The following is a 17663-nucleotide window of genomic DNA, read 5'->3' as shown; positions in this document are numbered from 1 at the left end:
CGACCGGCCACCTGCGTCCTACCATGTGGCGGAATCGGCCTTCAATCCGAGGCCGCCTCGGAGGCGGAGGGCGAGCAGGAGGGCACCGCGCACTCACTCCTCACCTTCGGGGCGACGTCAGTGATTCCAGTGCCAATGACAACTGCACTGTGGTGTCAAAACAGCCCTTCAGGGCGATCTGGGGGCGGGAGCCGGGTGGTATCTTCCGTGCCCATGGACCTGCGAATCGTGCTCGGCCTTACGCTGATGCTGGTGTCGCCCGCCTGGAGCCAGCCGGCGGCCTCCGCGGGCCCGGACTTCCAGGTGCGGATGTCCGCCGCATCCCACGCCTACGAGGAACTCGACTACGAGCGCGCCCTCGAGCAGCTCGACGCGGCGAAGGCCGTGGCGCGCGACGACAGGGAGCGGGGCAGGGTGGCCACCTTCCGAGGGCTCGTGCTCGCGGACCTGGGACGCCGGCAGGAGGCGCTGACCGCCTTCAAGGAAGGGCTGTCGCTGCTGCCCGACGCGAGCCTTCCGGTGAAGGTGTCACCCAAGGTGTCACGCGACTTCGAGGAGGTGCGCCGGACCGTGCAGCGTGACCTGGCACGCAGTCCCCGACCTCCCCCGGACGCACCGCGCGCGATGACGGACGCGCCGTCCGAGCCGCCTCCGCCGCCCGCATTCGTTCCGTCCGCGGCGCAGGCGGAGGTGCACCCCGCGCGCTCCATGCCCGTGCTTCCGCTGGCCTTGGTGGGAGGGGGTGTGGTGCTCGGTAGCGTCGGAGGCTTCTTCGGCCTCAAGTCGCGGAGCAACGTGAATGCCGCGCGCGACGATGTCTTCTACAGCGACCGGACGGCGCACCTGGACAGCGCGCGGGGACAGGCGCTCGTGGCCAATGTCCTGCTGGGCGCGGCCGTCACCGCCGCCGCCGGAGCCGCCGTCACCTGGTTCCTCACGGACGACCCGCCTTCGCCGCGGACGGAGGTGTCGCCATGAAGCGCGCCATGGCCGTGGGAATCGGGCTGCTCTGCATCACCTGCACGGTGCCGGACCTGGAGGAGCTCGAGGAAGAGCGTCCCAGCGGATGCGACGCGAACCACCCCTGCCAGGTCCAGGTGCGGCTGACCTACGACGGCTTCCGTCCGGGCTGCGTCACGCTGCGGGTGGTGGACGCGCAGGACGGCTCCAGGAACTTCGAGCTGCCGGTGGAACCACTCGGGGGCACGGGGACGGGGGAGGTGGGCTTCGTCCACCGGGCCGGGTGGAGTGACACCGTGCACATGACGGTCTCCGCCCGCGAGCGCTCGTGCGCGGGCCCGGAGGTGAGCACCGCGACGGCGCAGGTGCGGGTTCCCGAAAAGGGGTCCTCCACGTCCGCGCTGGCGTTGAGCGCGCGGGATGAAGATGGGGATGGCTACGTGAGCACCACGAGCCGGGGCACGGACTGTGATGACCGCTCCTCCTCCATCTCCCCCGGCATGGAGGAGCGCTGCGACTTCCTGGACAACAACTGTGACGGCCGGGCGGACCCCGCGTCCGTCTGTGACGGCTTCGAGTGGAGGACGACCGAGACCCTCCCAGGGGCGAGCTTCCGGGATGTGGCGCCCCATGCCCGCAACCAGGCCTGGTTCGTGAGCGACAGCAACGACGTGGTCGCCCACGTCCGCCGGGAGGCCGACGGTGGCTTCGACGTGAAGTCCTTCACCGACTGCCGCGGGGCCTGGTCCACCGCGTGGGCACGGCCGAGCGACGGGCGTGTGTTCATGGGCTCCTGGGAGGGGCGGCTCGCCACGCGACCGCTGTTCGCCGGAGAGCCCTGCGCGCTGACGTCCTTCGACGCGGGTGGGGCGGCCATCCAGGACATCGTGGGCTTCGAGGGGGACGGAGGCACGACGCTCTACGCGGTGAGCGAGGCCGGGGACATCCTCCGCTGGGACCCTCCGGCGGAGCCGGTGCGGGTGGCGAACGTGGACGCGGACCTCCGCTCCCTCCACGGACTTGATCCGCGAACGCTCATCACCGTGGGCCAGGCGGGCCAGGTGCCCGTCGCGTACCACGTCAACGCTGACGGAGGCCCGTGGCTGCGGGAGACGCTGCCGCCGCCCATGCAGGGACAGACCGCCCTGCACACCGTGCACGTCGTGGCGCCGGGGCTGGCCTACGCGGCCGGTGACCAGGGGCTGCTCCTGGAGCGTACGGCGGGCACCTGGAGCACGAAGCCTCCGTACCCCATCTTCGTGGACGGTGGCGTCTCGCCCGACATCCTCGACGTGGTGTCCTTCGGACAGGGTGCCGTCATCGCGCGCCTGGACACGGACGACCTTGTTCGCTTCGACGGAACGGAGTGGAGGGACTTCCGCTTTGGCACCCAGGGCTTCACGAGCCTTGAGGGCCTGTCGTCGGATGAGCTGTGGAGTGCCACCCAGGATGGGACCGGGTTCCACTGGGGCCCCCTGGCGCCGTAGCGACCCTGCCTGAGGACACACAGATCCAATCACATGCGTCTTGGCCTTCCCCCCAACCCAGGTTGCCTGCCATGAAGACCTCCCATTCCTTCGTCCTCGTTGCTCTCACGTGTGCCGTGTCTGGCCCTGTCGGCTGCGGCACCGGGGCTGAACCGGAAACCGACCCTTCGACCGTGAACATGGAAGAGCTCGTCCCGGTCGAGACCGGGAGCGGCACCGTGACCGCCTCCGCCTGTACGCACAACTCGACCCGGTACGTGCAAAACGGCTGCTGCACCCAGACTGCCACGAAGTTCCAGCAGCAGATCTGCATCTACGGGGCCTGGTACTGGCAGACCCCGTACAAGTGCGAGTACCCCACCTCGTACTGCCTGCCGTAGGCGAGAGAGCAGGACCCCTGATGCCCATGCGCGACCTTCTCTCCCGTGATCTCTCCCGGCTCCCGGACCTGCTTGAGCAGGCCCGCGCGAGCGCCCTCGAGTTCCTCACCGCGCTGCCCGAGCGCCCCGCGGGCGTTCGCCCCGAGCCGTCCTCGCCGCTCGGGCTGCCTGACGCGGGCTTGGGCGCCGAGGACGCGCTCGCGCTCTTCCGCCGCCGCTACGAGGCCGGGCTCTCCGGCTCCGCGGGGCCGCGCTACCTCGGCTTCGTCACCGGCGGCACCACGCCCGCGGCGCTCGTGGGCGACTGGCTCGTCTCCGCGTATGACCAGAACCTGAGCAACAGCGGCGACTCGCTCGCCACCAGCGTGGAGCACGAGGCGCTGGGGCTCCTGCGCTCCCTCTTCGGCCTGTCCGAGGACTTCGAGGGTGCCTTCGTGAGCGGCGCGACGGCGGCGAACCTCGTCTCGCTGGCCACCGCGCGGCAGTGGGCGTTGGAGCGGCTGGGCCACGACGTGAGCGAGGAGGGGCTGTGGGGGCTGCCGCGGGTCGCGGTCCTGGGCGGCGCGCCGCACGCGAGTGTGCTCAAGGCGCTCTCCATCCTCGGCATGGGACGGCGCGCGGTGCAGGCCGTCCCCTGTCTGCCGGGCCGGCCCGTCATGGACCCGAAGGCGCTGGAGGCGCAGCTCGTGGCACTCGGCGGCGCTCCGGTCATCGTGATCGCGAGCGCGGGGGAGGTGAACACCGGAGACTTCGACGATCTGGAGGCGGTGGGGCAGGTGTGCCGCCGCCACGGGGCCTGGTTGCACGTGGACGGCGCCTTCGGCCTCTTCGCGGCCTGCAGCCCGGCGCACGCGCACCTGCTGCGGGGGCTCGCCTACGCGGACTCGGTCGCGGCGGACGGGCACAAGTGGCTCAACGTCCCCTACGACTCCGGCTTCGTCTTCACGCGCCACCTCGCGCAGCAGGAGCGCGTCTTCCGCGCGGTGGCCGCCTACCTCGGCCAGGGGCCAGACCTGCTGCACCGCACGCCGGAGAACTCGCGTCGCTTCCGGGCGCTGCCCGCGTGGATGACGCTCATGGCCTATGGCCGCGATGGGCACCGCGCCCTCGTCGAGCGAGGCTGCGCGCTCGCACGCGGCATGGGGGAGGGGCTCGCGGCGTCCCCGCACTACGCGCTGCTCGCCCCGGTGACGCTGAACATCGTCTGCTTCGCGCTGCGCTCGGGGGACGCCTCGCGGCGCGACCGCCTCCTCGGGGCGCTGCAGGCCGACGGTCGCGTGCAATGCACCCCCACGCAGTACGCGGACCGCCCTGGCCTGCGCGCGGCCTTCTCCAACTGGCGCACGGGGGAGGCGGACCTCCCCGTCATCCTCGCGGCGCTGGGGGCCGCGGCCTTGAGGGTTTAGATGCGGGAAGGCGCACGTTCGCCTCCCCGGGGTTGCCCTGCAAGCCGGCTCCCGTGGGAGGGGGCCAGCCCTGACGGCGCTGGCTCAGATTGCGTCGAGGAATTCGTTGAGTTCCAGGATGCTGTTGAAGCCGAGCCTGAACTTGCTTTCCGTGTCGGTATTCTCGCCGGCCTTCGTGTCGAAGTCCTGGAGGCCGCGCGTGGCCTGATTCAGCACGCCCACCAGGAACTGACGAAGCTGCTTCTGGTAGTCGGCTTCCCCCCGGGTAAGCAAGTCGGTGAGTGCCTTCTCGATGCTGGGCTTCACTGCCTCACCGACCATGCCGGCCTTGTGGAGGATGGTGCCGGTGAAACTGTCGACAGCCCGGCCGATGAGTTCCTGTTTGTCATTGCTCGCCTTGATGGCCTGAAGGTAGCCGGTGGCAAGGGACCCTGTGTAGCTGCCCAGGATGCGCGCGTACTTCTCGTTGGGCGACTGCTGGCCGTTGTTGCCCTTCAACGTGTTCGGGTCCGTCACAAGCCGGTGTAGCTGCCCGGGTAACTCCTGCTTGAGGAACTTGGCGAATCCCGGGTCTTTCTGGGGATCGGAAACCAGCGTGTCCCGCAGGAAGTTCGCGAGCCCCTTGCCCGTCCCATCGAAGGCGCTGCCCGCGCGCGTGGTGTTGTTCGACAGCTGGTCGATGATGTCGAGCGCATCCGCCTTGAAGTGCTTCTTCAGCCCGTCGAGCTGGGTTGCCCGCGCCGGGTCGGTCGAGTCCCCCAGGCTGTTCGCGCCAACGCGGAAGATGTTGGCGCGCAAGTCTGCGTACGCTGGCCCCTTGAACAGCTCGGAGGCCTGGCCCAACACCTTCCCCAGTCCGTCCATCCGGGTGGGCCCCTGGGAGTTCCTACCAAAGCCGAATGGGGGGTGCTCGAAGCCCTTCGCGAGGATTCCGGTGAACCGGTCGCGCCCCAGGCTGGTCGCATAGTCCTGGATGAGCTTGGGGTCGGACGCGAGCACATCCCCGAACTTCTGCGCATCGACGACCGACGGACTCTCTTTGAAGGCCGCTGCAGCCGTGTCCAGGACGGTGCGACGGATGGACTCGCTCGTCTCCGGTTGTTTCAGCACCGGCGTCAGGGGGGAGCGGGAGTCGAGCGCCGCCGCGTCCTTGGCGAGCTTGTCCGCGACAGCGGGCGGAAGCTGGTGGGTGCTCCTGGCCAGTACCTTCAGCGCGTCGGTCTGTTCGCCAGCCGTGCCAGGGCTATCCGCCACATGGCGAGAGGCATCCTTGAACAGTGCCTCGGTGTCCTTGTCACCCAATCCCTTGTAGAGGTCCTTCAGGTAGGCTGGGTCGTTCTGGTGGGCGCGAATCGTGTCGAGGTATTCGCTCGCCCGATGGCCTTGACCGAGGAAACCCACGTACCGCATCGGGACCTTCAACCGGGCCGCGGCTTCGGCGCCTGTCGGCGCATCCTTCGGCGGTTTGGCGGGGCCATCCTTGGGCGGTCGCGTCGTCGGCTTCTCGGTCGACAGGGGCTGCGGTGGAGTGGGTGGCGGCGAGGTCGGTGCCGGCGGGGTCGAGGGCGTCGTTGGCGGCGCAGTCGGCGGAGGCTCCCCGGTCGGAGTGGGTTGAGGAACCGTGGGCCCGGGCGACGGAGACGGAGTGGGGATGAGGTCCGGTGTGGAACGCGTGCCCTGGGGGGCCTCCATCTCGAGTGATGGGGGGGGCTCGCCATCCAGGGATGCCGGCTGTGCCGCGCCCTGGGGCCCGGCAATCCCCAGCCGGGAATAGTCCCTGGCCGGTGGGGCCACGCCGTCTTCGAGGTGCGAAGACTTCGCGCCCCCCTTCGCCGCGGGCGTCTGCACGGCCTTTGTCTTCGGCGGGGCGGCGGTGCCCAGCAGCTTCTCCAGCTCCGCCTTGCGGTTCGTGCCCTCGAAGGCCGAGGCGAGCTCATTGGGCTTCGGCTTGACCTTGTCGATGTCCCGCTGGGTAAAGGGCGGGGTCTGCTTCTCCCGCGTGGCCAGCGCATTCGCCTTGCCCATGGCGTCCTGGGCCCGCTTCGCGTCCAGGGCCGCCTTCTCCTCGGCCGCCTGGAGCTTCTTGTCCGCGGCGGCGGCCTTGTCGGTGGCCTGCTGGCGGGTCTTGTCGGCGGCGTCGGCGTCCGCCTTGGACTTCTTCGCGGCCTCGGGTGTCTGGTCTGGCTTCTGCGCGGCCTTCTTCGCGTCGGCGGCAGCCTTCTCCGCCGCGGCCTTCTGCTGGCGAGCGGCTTCTGCGGCCCGGCGGGCTTCCTCCGCGGCCTTGCGCGCGGCTTCAGCGGCCTTGCGCGCGGCCTCGGCGGCGCGCCGGGCGTCCTCTGCTGCTTTCTGTCGGGCCGCCTCGTCGCGACGCGCGGCCGCCGCCGGATCCACCCCGGACTTGCCAGAACCACCACCTGTGGGTGCCAGACCCCCCATGGATAATCCCTTTCTTGTTCAGAACTGATATTTCAATGGCACCTGAAGGCGAGCAGGTGCCTCCATTGGTTCTCAATGCCATTCCAGGCGTGAAGCGGCTCGGGGCAGCCCGGGCTTTCGGGGATAAAGAGGGAAGGGGCCGGCCTGTATCCCAGGAAATCTTTTCGATTCCTCGCGTGCCCCCGGTCTTTCCATATGACAATCTGGAAAACGAGAAATACTCGCGGAGTCCCCACCGGATGAAAGCGTGCCCCCAAGAAACGACGCTGAGCGACTTCCTGGCGGGGGTGCTCTCCGAGGAGCACCGGGGCCCCGTCGTGGAGCACGTGGAGCGCTGCGCGGAGTGCCAGTGGGTGCTGGCGGCGGGGGATGGCGCCCGGGCCCTGAGCAGCCCTTCGTCGACGCTCGTGGCGCCGCGTGTCCCGCCGTTGGCGCGAGGCTCCACCGTCTCCCGGTACGTGGTGCGGGAGCGCATTGGCGCCGGGGCCATGGGCGTGGTGTACGCGGCGGAGGACCCGGAGCTGGGCCGGCAGGTGGCCCTCAAGGTGCTGCGCCCCGAAGGACGCCAGCACGCGGAGTTGCAGCAGCGACTGCAGCGCGAGGCGCAGGCGCTGGCCCGGCTCTCCCACGCCAACGTCGTCACCCTCTATGACGTGGGCACGTACGCAGACGGCATCTTCCTGGCCATGGAGTTGGTGGAAGGCACCACGCTGGCGGAGTGGATGAAGGCGCCGCATCCCTGGCGGGAGGTGCTGCGCGTCTTCCTGGAGGCGGGGCGGGGGCTTGCGGCCGCGCACGCTGCGGGCCTGGTGCACCGGGACTTCAAGCCGGCCAACGTGCTCCTGGGGCGCGAGGGCCGGGTGTACGTGACGGACTTCGGCATCGCCCGGCTGCTCCACCAGGAGGAGGCCCCCGCTTCGCCTGTGAGCCCCGACGCACCGATGGGCCGGCTCACGCGGACGGGCTCCGTGCTGGGCACGCCCGCCTACCTCGCGCCGGAGCTGCTGCGGGGCCAGCGCGCCGACGCGCGCTCGGACGAATTCAGCTTCTGCGTGGCGCTCTACGAGGCGCTCTACGGCGTGCATCCCTTCCAGGGTGAGACGCTGCGGGAGCTGGCCCAGGCGGTGCTGGCGGGGCGGATACGTCCGCCCGAGCGCGAGGTGCAGGTGCCCGCCTGGGTGCGGCGCGCGGTGCTGCGGGGGCTGCGCGCCGAACCCGCGGAGCGCTTTGCCTCCATGGAGGCGCTGCTGGCGGCGCTCACCCCACCGGCGCGGAGGATGCGCACGTGGGTGGCGGCCACGGCGACGGTGACGGGCCTGCTGGGGGCGCTCGCGGCCTACGGGGTGACGCAGCGGCGTGAGGCGCGCTGCGAGCAGGAGGTGGAGAAGCTGGCGGCGGCGTGGAGCCCCGCGAGGCGCGAGCGCGTGCGTGCGGCCTTCCTCGCCACGGGCGCGCCCTACGCCGCGCCGGCCTGGGCACGGGTCGCGGCGGGGCTGGACGCCTACGCCAATCAGTGGCGCACGCTGCGCACCGAGGCCTGCCTGGCCGCGGGCAGCGACACCGACACCGGCGCATGGCAGACGGCCGCGTGCCTCGATGCGCGGCTGTGGCAGCTGGCCGCCGTGACCGACGTGCTGGAGAAGGCGGACGTGCTGACGTTGCAGAACGCGCGCCCGCTAATGACCTCCCTCGAGGGGCTCACCGGCTGCCGGGATGCGCCCGGCCTCTCCAGCCGCCCGCAGCCGCCCGACAGCCTCCGCGCCCGGCGGGTGGAGGAGGCGCGGCACAAGCTGGCGCAGGCCCGGGCCCACCTCGTGGCGCGCCGGTTCACCGACGGCCTCGCGGTGACGTCCGCCCTCATCGGGCAGCTGAAGGGGATCGACTACAGGCCGCTGGAGGCGGAGGTGTACCTGGCCCACGGGGAGCTGCTCGGAGAGAACGACAGACCGAAGGAAGCGGAGACGGCCCTCTACCAGGCCGTGTGGGCCGCCGAGGCCGGGCGTGATGACGAGACCCTGGCGCGTGCATGGCTGGAGCTCATGTTCGTGGTGGGCGAGGCGCTGTCCCGCCCCGCGGACGCGGAGAAGCTCGTCCGGCATGCCCAGTCCGCCGTCGAGCGACTGGGGCGCGAGCGCTTCCCGGACATCACGGCGGACCTGCACACACGTCTGTCTTCGCTACGGCTTCAGCAGGGACTCCACGCCGAGGCGGAGCAGGAGGTGCTCCAGGGCCTGGAGTTCTCGCGCAGGAGGAATGGTCCGGACAGCCTCCGCACGGCCAGCCTCCTGCACCAGCTCGGCAAGGTCCGCATGGTCCAGCGCCGCGACAAGGAGATGCTGGAGCTCCACCTCCAGGCCCTGGAGATGCGCAAGCGCCTGCTGGGCCCCGACAACCCGGCCCTCGTTGTTTCCTACAACAGGGTGGCATCGGCCTACCACGGGATGGGCCGTAACGCCGACGCTGTCGCCACCTGGCGCAAGGCCCTGGCCCTCCAGGAGGCGGCTCCCATCCCGGAGAACACCGTCCTCGCGAGTGTGCTCCTGAACCTCGCCGTCGTCTCCCGCGTCGAAGGCCGGCTGGAGGAGGCGCGGACCCTGCTCGAGCGGGCGCGCACCCTCTTCGAGGGCGCCCGTGGACCCGACCACTTCACGGTCGTCCAGGTGCTCGTGGAGCAAGCGATGGTGTACGGCGACGGAGGTCAGCACGACAAGACGATCGCCCTCACCACCGAGGCCCTGGAGCGCATCCAGCGTTCCATGGGCCCGGACACCCCGCGCGCCACCCTGCCCCTGATGATGCGGGGGTATGCGCACCTGTTCTCGGGCCACCACCGGGAGGCACGGCGTGACCTGTTGGACACGCTGAAGCGGATGGAGAAATCGCAAGGCTCGGGGGGAGCGGGCGCGCTGTCGGTGCTGATCCCCCTGGCCGAGGTGGCCCTGGAGAGCAAGGCTCCGAAGGAGGCGCTCGAGTACTGCGAGCGTGCGCGGATGCTCACGGAGAAGGTCCAGAGCCAGGAGTCCGACGACGGTGCCAGGGCCCTGACCTGTGTCGCGGAGGCGCATCTGGCGCTGGGCGCCGCGGACAAGGCCGTTCCCCTGGTCGAGCGCGCCTGGAGCACCCTCACCCAGAAGGGCGGACACGGAGACCCGTTGATCGCGGCCAGGACCGCCTTCGTGCTGGCCCGGGCGCTCGTGGAAACGCGCTCCTCCCCGGACCGGACGCGGGCGCTCGCCCTGGCCGAGGAGGCCCGGACGCGGCTGGAGTCCGTGGGACTCCGGGGCCGGCCGGGGCTCCAGAAGGTGCTGGCCTGGCAGCGGCGGGAGGCAAAGCGATGAGCGAGCAACCGAAGACAAACCCCCTGACGGCGCTGCTGCGGGAGCACCTGCCACCGAAGCAGCGCGCGGAGCTGGAGGCCGTGGAGGAACTGGAGGCGCTGCTGCACAAGCACGTCGAGGCGGCCCGGACCGCGTGGCCCACGTTGTTGCTCCCAACCGAGGACTTCGTGCGGCACCTGTCGCGGCACCTGCCCGTGGGGAAGGCCGCGGAGGTGCTGCGCATCCTCCACGGTGCCGACCTGTACCTCGCGTGCGCGTGCGCTACCGGGGAGCCCGCGGCACTCCGTGCCTTCGAGCAGCACATCCTCCGGTACATCCCCGCACGGCTCGGGGCGGTGTCACCGAGCATGGTGGAGGAGGTGCTCCAGACGCTCCGCGAGCGGCTGCTGGTGGGCAGCGCGGAGGCACCTCCCCGGATTGAACGCTACGGGGGCAGGGGACCGCTGCTGACGTGGGTGGGCATCACCGCCGCGCGCATCGCGGGCGAGCTGGTGGAGCGCAACGGGCGTGAAGTCCTCGTCGACGAGCCCCCGGAGGCCTTCGCGCGGATGCTGGCCACGGGCAACCCGGAGCACGAGCTGCTGCGGGAGGACGCGCGCCAGTTCCTCGTCGAGGCGGTCCGCAAGGGGGTGGCAACGCTCTCCGAGCGGGAGCGCGCCCTGCTGCGCCTGCACTACTTCCATGGCTTCACCATGGACCGGCTCGCGCTGATGTACGGCGACTCGCGCTCCGGCGTGGCGCGCAAGGTCGCCCAGGCCCGCGAGCTATTGCTCGAGCGCGTCCATGCGGAGCTGGCCACCCGGCTGAAGCAGGACACCCTCGCGGTGCAGAGCCTCCTGGGGCTGGTGCGCAGCCAGTTGGACATCAGCCTCCACCGGCTGCTGGACTGACGTCCCTGGGCGTCGCCACCGGCTCAGCCCGGCGCGGGTCCCCTGCCGTGAACCCATCCCCGGAGGCCCGCGGCTTCACCCAGAAGCCGCGGGTCGGTGGAGGGCTCCCGGCTCAATAGGTGGACGGGCACGCGGTGGACAGGGCGGTGCCGCGCTGCCAGCACTTGTTGGCGCCCGGCGTGCACGCGTACCAGGCACAGGAGGCCTGGTGCGCATCGCAGGTGGCCACGTCCGTGTAGCTCCGGCAGGGGGCGCACGCGGTCGCGTTCGGGGTGCCTCGGGGCCAGCAGGTGTTCGTGCAGGCGTACCAGCCGCAGGAGGAGCCGTACTGCTGACACGAGGCCTGCGACGTCTGGAGCGCGCACGGCCCACACGCCACGCCCAGCGGCGTCCCGGGAGACCAGCAGGAGTTGGAGCAGGCGTACCAGGCGCATCCGGCCGCGTCGCAGGAGGACACGCTGGTGTTCTGGCCACACCAGGAGTCGGCCGGGCATGCGACCTGGATGTCCGTGCCCGGGGGCCAGCAGGAGTTGGAGCAGGCGTACCAGGCGCATCCGGCCGCGTCGCAGGAGGACAGGGTCGTGTTGGCGCCGCAGGCGCTCGGCTGGGCGGGGGCCTCCGTGTCATCCAGGTGCACCAGGTGGCGCCACCAGTTGGGCGCGTTCTTCTGGCCGTAGGGCATGTGGTTGAACCACCACTTCAGGAAGCCCTCCTGCGTGCAGCCCCACTCGGTGCAGTTCAGGCTCCGCCGGGCCACGGAGTCGGGGTTCACCAGCGGATTGCGCAGCCAGGCATCCGCGCTGGAGGGCACGAACGTGGTGTTGCCATAGTCATAGTCCGTCCCCGGCGCCGCGTTGGGCGGATGGTGCACGTAGCCCACGCCCGCGAGGTTCGGCTTGTCGCGGTGCAGGTCGTTGAACTTGTCCCAGAGGTGGCCGGCGGGCTGTCCCCGGTACGCGCGGTCGAGGATGGACTCGGAGCGATGCCCGTAGGAGTGCAGCGCCTCGGCGACGCCCCGCTCGTAGTTGTAGCCCATCACCACGAAGTTGCGGAAGCTGGCCACGCGCGGCTCCGGGGGGGCGTTGCACCAGTAGGCATTGCTGCCCAGCATGCGGGACTCGTACATCTGCACCCACGGGGGCGCCATCACCCAGACCTCATCCAGCTCGTTGGCCTCCATGCGGGCCTTGAGGTTGAACTCGTTGGCGAACGCCACGTAGTCGAAGCGGGGACAGGTGCTCTCCGTCCCGGGCGTGGTGCACCCGCGCAGCTGGTCGCGCTTCAAGGGGTCCGGCTCGTTGATGATGTTCAACAACCGGGCGGGCGTGTAGCGCGTGCCGTTCTCGAACCACGGCAGCCGGTCCGTGATGACCTTCACTTCCACGACCTGGTAGTCCACGGTGAAGTGCGAGCTGGAGCGCAGCCTCGAGCGCAGCGCGTGGGTCAGCGGCTTCGGATCACTCCAGCCCTTCAGCGTGTGAAGGGGCGTGCCTGAATAGGAAGGCTCGTAGACGAACAGCAGCACCCGCGGACGGAAGAGGTCCGTGCCCGCGGAGGCGTAGCTCAGCCCGGCCTCCTCCGCACCGGCAGGGGGCGCGCCGTCCTCTGCGCCCGTGGGCGCGCAGCCCGCCAGACACGACAGCGAGAGCCACAGCGCTCGCGCCATATTCAAGATTCTTGTCATTGAAAATCCCTGTCTCAATAGAAGTTGAAGCCCTGGAGATAGGTCTGGTTGAGGACGCACGGCAGGTACGCGTGCTGGGTGGTTTCCGTATCCAGGTGGCAGAGGTAGATCTCCGTCCGCTCATTGCCCCACAGGTCCGTGGCCATGATTCCGAACATGAACTGGGTATCGAGGCTGATGCTCGTGTCGAAGAAGAAGTTGTAGAACCAGGGGCCCTGCGTCAGCGTGACCCTGAAGGTGGGAGGAAAGAGCAGGCCTCCCTGCAGGACGACGCTCTTCACCCCCCGAGGGTCGCTGACGGCGTTGGCGGAGACCTGGTACGTGTGACCGCTGCCGTAGACGCTGAAGAACTGGATGCCGGGGGGCGTGTTGTCCGCGATCACCGTGCGCGTCTCCGGTGAGCTCCAGGCGCCGTAGATGTCGAAGCACTGGAACAGCACGGTGTAGTTCCCGTCCGCCCGCGCGGAGGTGTCGACGGCGAACTGGTAGGGCGGGGTGTTGTCCGTCTGCAGCACGGCGCCGTTCTCCCGCATCTCGACGTGGTGCACGCCTTCGGTGTCATTGCACTGCACGGTGAACTTCGGCTGCTTGGGCTGGCTGTCGTCGCGGACGACGGCGGAGATGGCGGGCGGGGTGTAGACCTTGGTGAACGTGGTCGCGTACTGGGTGGTGTTGCCGCAGTTGTCGGAGACGACGGCGTGGAAGGCGTGCACGCCGACGGACACCGCGCTGCTGGCCAGGAGCACCACGTAGCCGGGCGTGGTGGGCTGGCCCACCAGGATGCCATCCACATACAGGGCATACGGGTACAGGATGCCGCAGCTGTCGGAGGTGCCCACGGTGAGCGTCATCGTGCCCGTGTAGCCCTGCTGGGCGCTGAAGGTCACCGCGGGAGCAACCCGGTCCTGGGGCGCGGTCTGCGTGGCGGTGGCCTTGTTGCCGAAGGCGTCCGTCACCTCCACGGTGAGGGTGTGGACCAGCGGGTCTGACGGCGAGTACGACGCCTGGTAGGGCGAGCCGGTGTCGCGGGTGGCGAAGACGAGCCCGTCCACCTTGAAGTCGGCACGCACCAGCGCGGAGGCATCCGTGGCCGTCGCGCTGAGGTTGAAGGGGGGGCCACTGGTGCCCACGGTCAGCGTCAGCGCCGGGCGGGTGTTGTCGACGGGCAGGGCGTGGTTGAGGACGGTGACGTTGCCGTATTCGTCGTACACCCTGGCGACCATGGGGTGGGTGCCGTCGGTCCAGGTCGAGGTGTCGAAGGTCTTGTCGTAGGGCGACGCGAACAGCGTGTCCATCAACTGGGCGCCCTTGAGGAATTCAACCTGGAGGATGCCGGAGGGGTCGGTGGCCAGGACGCTGAGCAGCGGCTGCTTGGGCGGGCCGAAGCGGCTCAGCGTGGCCTGGGGGCCCGTCTTGTCCAGGTTCACGGTGACGGTGCGGGTGGCCAGGTTGTCCCACCAATCCCAGGCCCGCAGCTGGAGGGAGTGGTTGCCGGAGGCGAGCGAGGTGCCGGAGATGCGCTGCGTGAACTGCCAGCCCGGCAACGTGTAGACCCCCGTGCCATCCACCACGATCTGGGGAGGCTTGTTGAACTGGTCGGGATACAGCGGGTCCGAGACGGTCCCGGTGCACTCGATGTCCAGGTCCACCTGATGACAGGTGAGGGTGGTCGTGGGAGGCGTGAGGTCCGGCGGGTCGCCCACGCCCACGGCCGCGAAGGCGGAGGCCACGACCTTCTTGTGGGAGCCCATGTGGAGGGGGTCCACGATCCATGCCGCCTCGAGCGCCAGCTCGCGAGCCAGGTGGAAGTCGCCGCCGTCCGGGAGGGCCTCCACGGTGCTCGCCCAGATGCGCGCCGCCTTCACGGGGCCAATGCCACTGAAGCCCTTGGGAACCAGGGGACAGTGCTGCTCCGTGTAGGGGCCCGAGTCGGGCATGGGCTGACAGCCGTACGCGAGCAGCACGAACATGCGGGTGATGGGGCCGGCCGCGGCATGCGGACCCTCCAGCCTGAGTTTGTCGTACCACTCGTAATGGACCGGAGAGCGGATGTTGCGGGCGACGGTCCCCGTCTCCTCTCCCATGCTGAAGTGGGAGGGCTGGGGCGTCATCTGGTCGATGGAGGACGGCAGGCCCCCGGCCCGCATGGCGTCGCGGGTGAGCTCGGCGAGGAAGCCGATGATGTCTCCGGTGGCCTCGTTCATCGCGGCCATCTCCGAGTAGCTCAGGTCCGTGTCCGCCGGATCCTCCCAGACCGCCGTGCCGAAGAAGTCGTGACCGATTTCATGGCCGACGATGTCGGTGGTCGCCATCGGGGTGCGCCGCAGGGTCGGGGGTGCGATGGCGCTGCTGTAGCCCACCTGGAGCCGGGGCTTGGTGCGGTGGGGGAGGTACTGCGCGCCGTACATCGGGTAGTGGAGGTTCACGCTGAGCGGCCTGCCCGTCCCGCTGGGCCCGTTGCGCAGGAGGATGGCGTCGAAGACGGTCCAGGTCGTGTTGACGGCATGGAACGCGTCCACCGCCGCCGTCTCACCGTTCACGCTGTCCGGCTGCGAGCTGGCGAGGAACTTGAGTCCGTCACCGAAGGAGGCGTCCTCACTGTAGTAGAGGGCGTAGGAGTAGGTCCCGCCTCCCTGGGGGAAGGTCGCCAGGTACTGGTTCTTGTGCGTGTCCTGGAGATCGTAGGTGCCGTCGGCGGCGTTGAAGAGCGTGAGGAAGGTGCGGGTGCCGTTGAAGTAGCCGCGGCCGGTGACGGTCCGGAAGTCGTCCGCGTCGAGCGCGAGCGGGTCCAGCCGCAGCACCTTTCCGGAGCGGGCGTCCACCTGGGCCATCCAGGTGTGGGCGGAGTCGGGCCCGCCCTCGCCGGTGGACAGCTCCAGCCGGTAGATGAGCGTCATCCCCGTCACGACCCGTTCGAAGTGCGCGGCGTTGGGACGCGCGGAGGCGGGGGCGTCTGGCTTCCGCCGGTGCTCCTCGTGGGGCAGGAGCATGAGCCGGGCGCCCGTGAGCTTCGCGGAAGGGTCCTTCAGCTCCGCCAGGACCGCGCTCACCGCCTGCTCCTGCGTCAGCTGGGGCTTCGTCTCCACGCGCACGCCGGGGGCGAGGCGGACGTTGGTGAAGTGCGTCTCGCCGTGCGCCGTCCGGGCCTCCAGGCCCAGCACGGGCACGCCCTGGAGGTGCAGCCGGTGCCGGTCCCCCTTGCCGCCGGGTGCCTCCACGAGCGTGGCTTCCCGCAGGTTGAAGCCACGCGCTTCGGCCAGCCGCTCGGCCCGGGTCCGGGCCGCCACACCGGGTGTTTCGGGTGCCTCCGGCGTTTCCACCTGTGTGGCTTCACACCCCGCGAGCACGCACACGAGCCCACCCAGCATCCACTGCATGAACCGCATCGGACTTCCCCCTCCAAGAGAAAGTTCGATTGTCGGAAGAATGGGGAAAAAGGTGTTTCGGTGAGAAAGTATTTGGTATCCGCGTCAGGGAAATTCCGACTTAACCGGCGAACTCGGCTAAAGCCGCCAGATTCCTGGCCGCTCCCCGTCGAGACACCTTGCGAGGAGACACCTTGAGGCACCTGAAAGTCTTTGCATCCCTGGCCCTGGCGGCCGCGCTCTCCGCTTGCGGCGGCCCTCCGGCGGAGGCGCCCGAGGCGCCCGAGCTGGCGTCGTCCGAGTCCGCGCTGGACTGCGCCGCCCTGAGCGGCCCCGTGTATCACCGCATCAAGCCGAGCACGGGCGACAGCCTCTACACGCTCAACGTCAACGAGGCGGCCAACGCCGCCACGACGTACGGCTACACCGAGGACCGGGGCGTGGCCTTCAAGGCCGCCACTTCCTTGGCGACGGGCCTGTCCCCTGTCTACCGCATCTACAGCCCGAGCCGCGCCGAGCACTTCTGGACCATCGACGCGACGGAGAAGCAGAACCTCGTCGCCACGGGCGGCTACACCACCGACGAGGGCATTGGCTTCTACGCCTCGAAGACGGCGGACCCGTGCCTCGTCCCGGTGTACCGCTACGCCAACGAGACGCTGCGCAAGCACCGCTTCGCCATCACCGCGGCCGAGCGCAGCAGCCTGAGCGCCGCCGGCTGGGTCGACCAGGGCATCAAGCTCTACGTCGCGCCCACCACGCCGGCGCCGGTGGACACGAAGTTCAGCTTCGTCGTCATCCCGGACACGCAGAACGAGGTGGTCAGCAACTCGACCCTCATCGACCACCGCATGCAGTGGCTCGTGGACAACCGGGCCGCGCTGGACCTGCGCTTCGTGACGCAGACGGGCGACATGCTGAACTGGGACACGCCGGACCACATCCAGTACGTGCGCGCCAGCAACGCCCTCAAGAAGCTGGACGACGCGCGGATTCCCTACGCGCTGGCCATTGGCAACCATGACACGGCGGCCACCTGCCCCGGCGGCAGCGCCTGCCCCGGCAACGTGAATGCCAACCTGCGCAACACCACCACGTTCAACACCTACTTCCCGGTGTCCCGCTTCCAGGCGCTGGCGGGCGTGTACGAGACGGGCAAGTGCGACAATGCCTATCACACGTTCAGCGCGGGCGGCCTGGACTGGCTCGTGCTCAACCTGGAGCTGTGGGCGCGCACGGGCGCGGTGGACTGGGCCAAGACGGTCATCGCGGCGCATCCCCGCCACAACGTCATCGTCATCACCCACTCGCACCAGACGAGCAGCGGCGGCATCGAGCAGGGCAACGGCGGCTACGGCAACAACAGCCCGCAGTTCGTGTTCAACAACGCGCTCCGGCTGTACCCCAACGTGAAGTTCATCTTCTCCGGTCACGTGGGCTCGCACGCGTACAGCGAGACCACCGGCGCGCAGGGCAACAAGATCTACCAGATGCTCACCACCTACCACGACGCGTCGTCGAACCCGACGCGCATCATCGAGGTGGACACCGCCGCCAACACCTTCTCCTCGCGGGTGTACTCGCCGTACACGAACGTGGAGAAGACGGACGGCTCCAAGTTCACCATCAGCAACGTGTCCTGGGTCCGCTGACCCGGCCTTGGCGTCCTGGCCTCCGCGCAGCCTCATTGCGAGGGCTGCGCGGAGGGAGCACGGCG

Annotated in this window: 10 protein-coding genes; 7 read left to right on the top strand and 3 right to left on the bottom strand. The window is 69.7% G+C overall.

The annotated features are described in order from the left end of the window. Window positions 1-213 precede the first annotated feature (213 nt). From D7X12_RS02550 to D7X12_RS02535, 4 genes are all read left to right on the top strand, one after another. Entirely contained in the window at window positions 214-978 is a 765-nt protein-coding gene (locus D7X12_RS02550; protein ID WP_120623663.1) for a YfgM family protein, read from the top strand. A gap of 8 nt (window positions 979-986) precedes the next feature. Next, window positions 987-2447, top strand: coding sequence for a putative metal-binding motif-containing protein (locus tag D7X12_RS02545; RefSeq protein ID WP_244224309.1), 1461 nt, complete (start codon window positions 987-989; stop codon window positions 2445-2447). A 71-nt stretch (window positions 2448-2518) separates the two neighbouring features. Beyond that, window positions 2519-2827, top strand: coding sequence for a hypothetical protein (locus tag D7X12_RS02540; protein ID WP_147443493.1), 309 nt, complete (start codon window positions 2519-2521; stop codon window positions 2825-2827). 26 nt (window positions 2828-2853) lie between these two features. Then, window positions 2854-4233, top strand: a complete 1380-nt coding sequence (locus tag D7X12_RS02535) for a pyridoxal phosphate-dependent decarboxylase family protein (RefSeq protein WP_120623676.1) — start codon at window positions 2854-2856, stop codon at window positions 4231-4233. Window positions 4234-4317: 84 nt separating this feature from the next. Here the strand turns inward: D7X12_RS02535 and D7X12_RS02530 are convergent, their stop codons facing one another. Then, window positions 4318-6624 (bottom strand): hypothetical protein, encoded by a 2307-nt coding sequence (locus D7X12_RS02530; RefSeq protein WP_120623660.1) that lies wholly within the window; start codon window positions 6622-6624, stop codon window positions 4318-4320. Between the two features lie 284 nt (window positions 6625-6908). On the opposite strand from D7X12_RS02530, the gene D7X12_RS02525 reads away from it, so the two are divergent. Both D7X12_RS02525 and D7X12_RS02520 read left to right on the top strand, forming a co-directional pair. Then, window positions 6909-10007 (top strand): serine/threonine-protein kinase, encoded by a 3099-nt coding sequence (locus tag D7X12_RS02525; RefSeq protein WP_120623659.1) that lies wholly within the window; start codon window positions 6909-6911, stop codon window positions 10005-10007. After that, the gene (locus D7X12_RS02520) at window positions 10004-10897 is read left to right on the top strand and encodes a sigma factor-like helix-turn-helix DNA-binding protein (protein WP_120623658.1); all 894 of its coding nucleotides are present in this window, start codon (window positions 10004-10006) and stop codon (window positions 10895-10897) included. Before D7X12_RS02525 ends, D7X12_RS02520 begins: the two co-directional genes overlap by 4 nt. 112 nt (window positions 10898-11009) lie before the next feature. Here D7X12_RS02520 and D7X12_RS02515 read toward each other — a convergent pair whose 3' ends face one another. Beyond that, the gene (locus D7X12_RS02515; RefSeq protein WP_120623657.1) at window positions 11010-12563 is read right to left on the bottom strand and encodes a hypothetical protein; all 1554 of its coding nucleotides are present in this window, start codon (window positions 12561-12563) and stop codon (window positions 11010-11012) included. A 32-nt stretch (window positions 12564-12595) separates the two neighbouring features. Beyond that, on the bottom strand, window positions 12596-15967 hold the full coding sequence (locus D7X12_RS02510; RefSeq protein WP_120623656.1) for an Ig-like domain-containing protein: 3372 nt from the start codon (window positions 15965-15967) through the stop codon (window positions 12596-12598). A 173-nt stretch (window positions 15968-16140) separates the two neighbouring features. Here D7X12_RS02510 and D7X12_RS02505 point away from each other — a divergent pair, with 173 nt between their 5' ends. After that, entirely contained in the window at window positions 16141-17598 is a 1458-nt protein-coding gene (locus D7X12_RS02505; RefSeq protein WP_120623655.1) for a metallophosphoesterase, read from the top strand. The last annotated feature ends 65 nt before the right edge of the window (window positions 17599-17663 follow it).

This window comes from Corallococcus sicarius, assembly GCF_003611735.1.
Taxonomy (GTDB): Bacteria; Myxococcota; Myxococcia; order Myxococcales; family Myxococcaceae; genus Corallococcus; species Corallococcus sicarius.
The sequence above is the reverse complement of the archived record's forward strand: the minus strand, read 5'-3'. Positions and strand labels throughout refer to the sequence as shown.

Excerpts from the sequence above, each read along its gene's own strand:
- D7X12_RS02550 (WP_120623663.1), top strand. The coding sequence starts at position 214 with ATGGACCTGCGAATCGTGCTCGGCCTTACGCTGATGCTGGTGTCGCCC.
- D7X12_RS02545 (WP_244224309.1), top strand. The coding sequence starts at position 987 with ATGGCCGTGGGAATCGGGCTGCTCTGCATCACCTGCACGGTGCCGGAC.
- D7X12_RS02540 (WP_147443493.1), top strand. The coding sequence starts at position 2,519 with ATGAAGACCTCCCATTCCTTCGTCCTCGTTGCTCTCACGTGTGCCGTG.
- D7X12_RS02535 (WP_120623676.1), top strand. The coding sequence starts at position 2,854 with ATGCGCGACCTTCTCTCCCGTGATCTCTCCCGGCTCCCGGACCTGCTT.
- D7X12_RS02525 (WP_120623659.1), top strand. The coding sequence starts at position 6,909 with ATGAAAGCGTGCCCCCAAGAAACGACGCTGAGCGACTTCCTGGCGGGG.
- D7X12_RS02520 (WP_120623658.1), top strand. The coding sequence starts at position 10,004 with ATGAGCGAGCAACCGAAGACAAACCCCCTGACGGCGCTGCTGCGGGAG.
- D7X12_RS02515 (WP_120623657.1), bottom strand. The coding sequence starts at position 12,563 with ATGGCGCGAGCGCTGTGGCTCTCGCTGTCGTGTCTGGCGGGCTGCGCG.
- D7X12_RS02510 (WP_120623656.1), bottom strand. The coding sequence starts at position 15,967 with ATGCGGTTCATGCAGTGGATGCTGGGTGGGCTCGTGTGCGTGCTCGCG.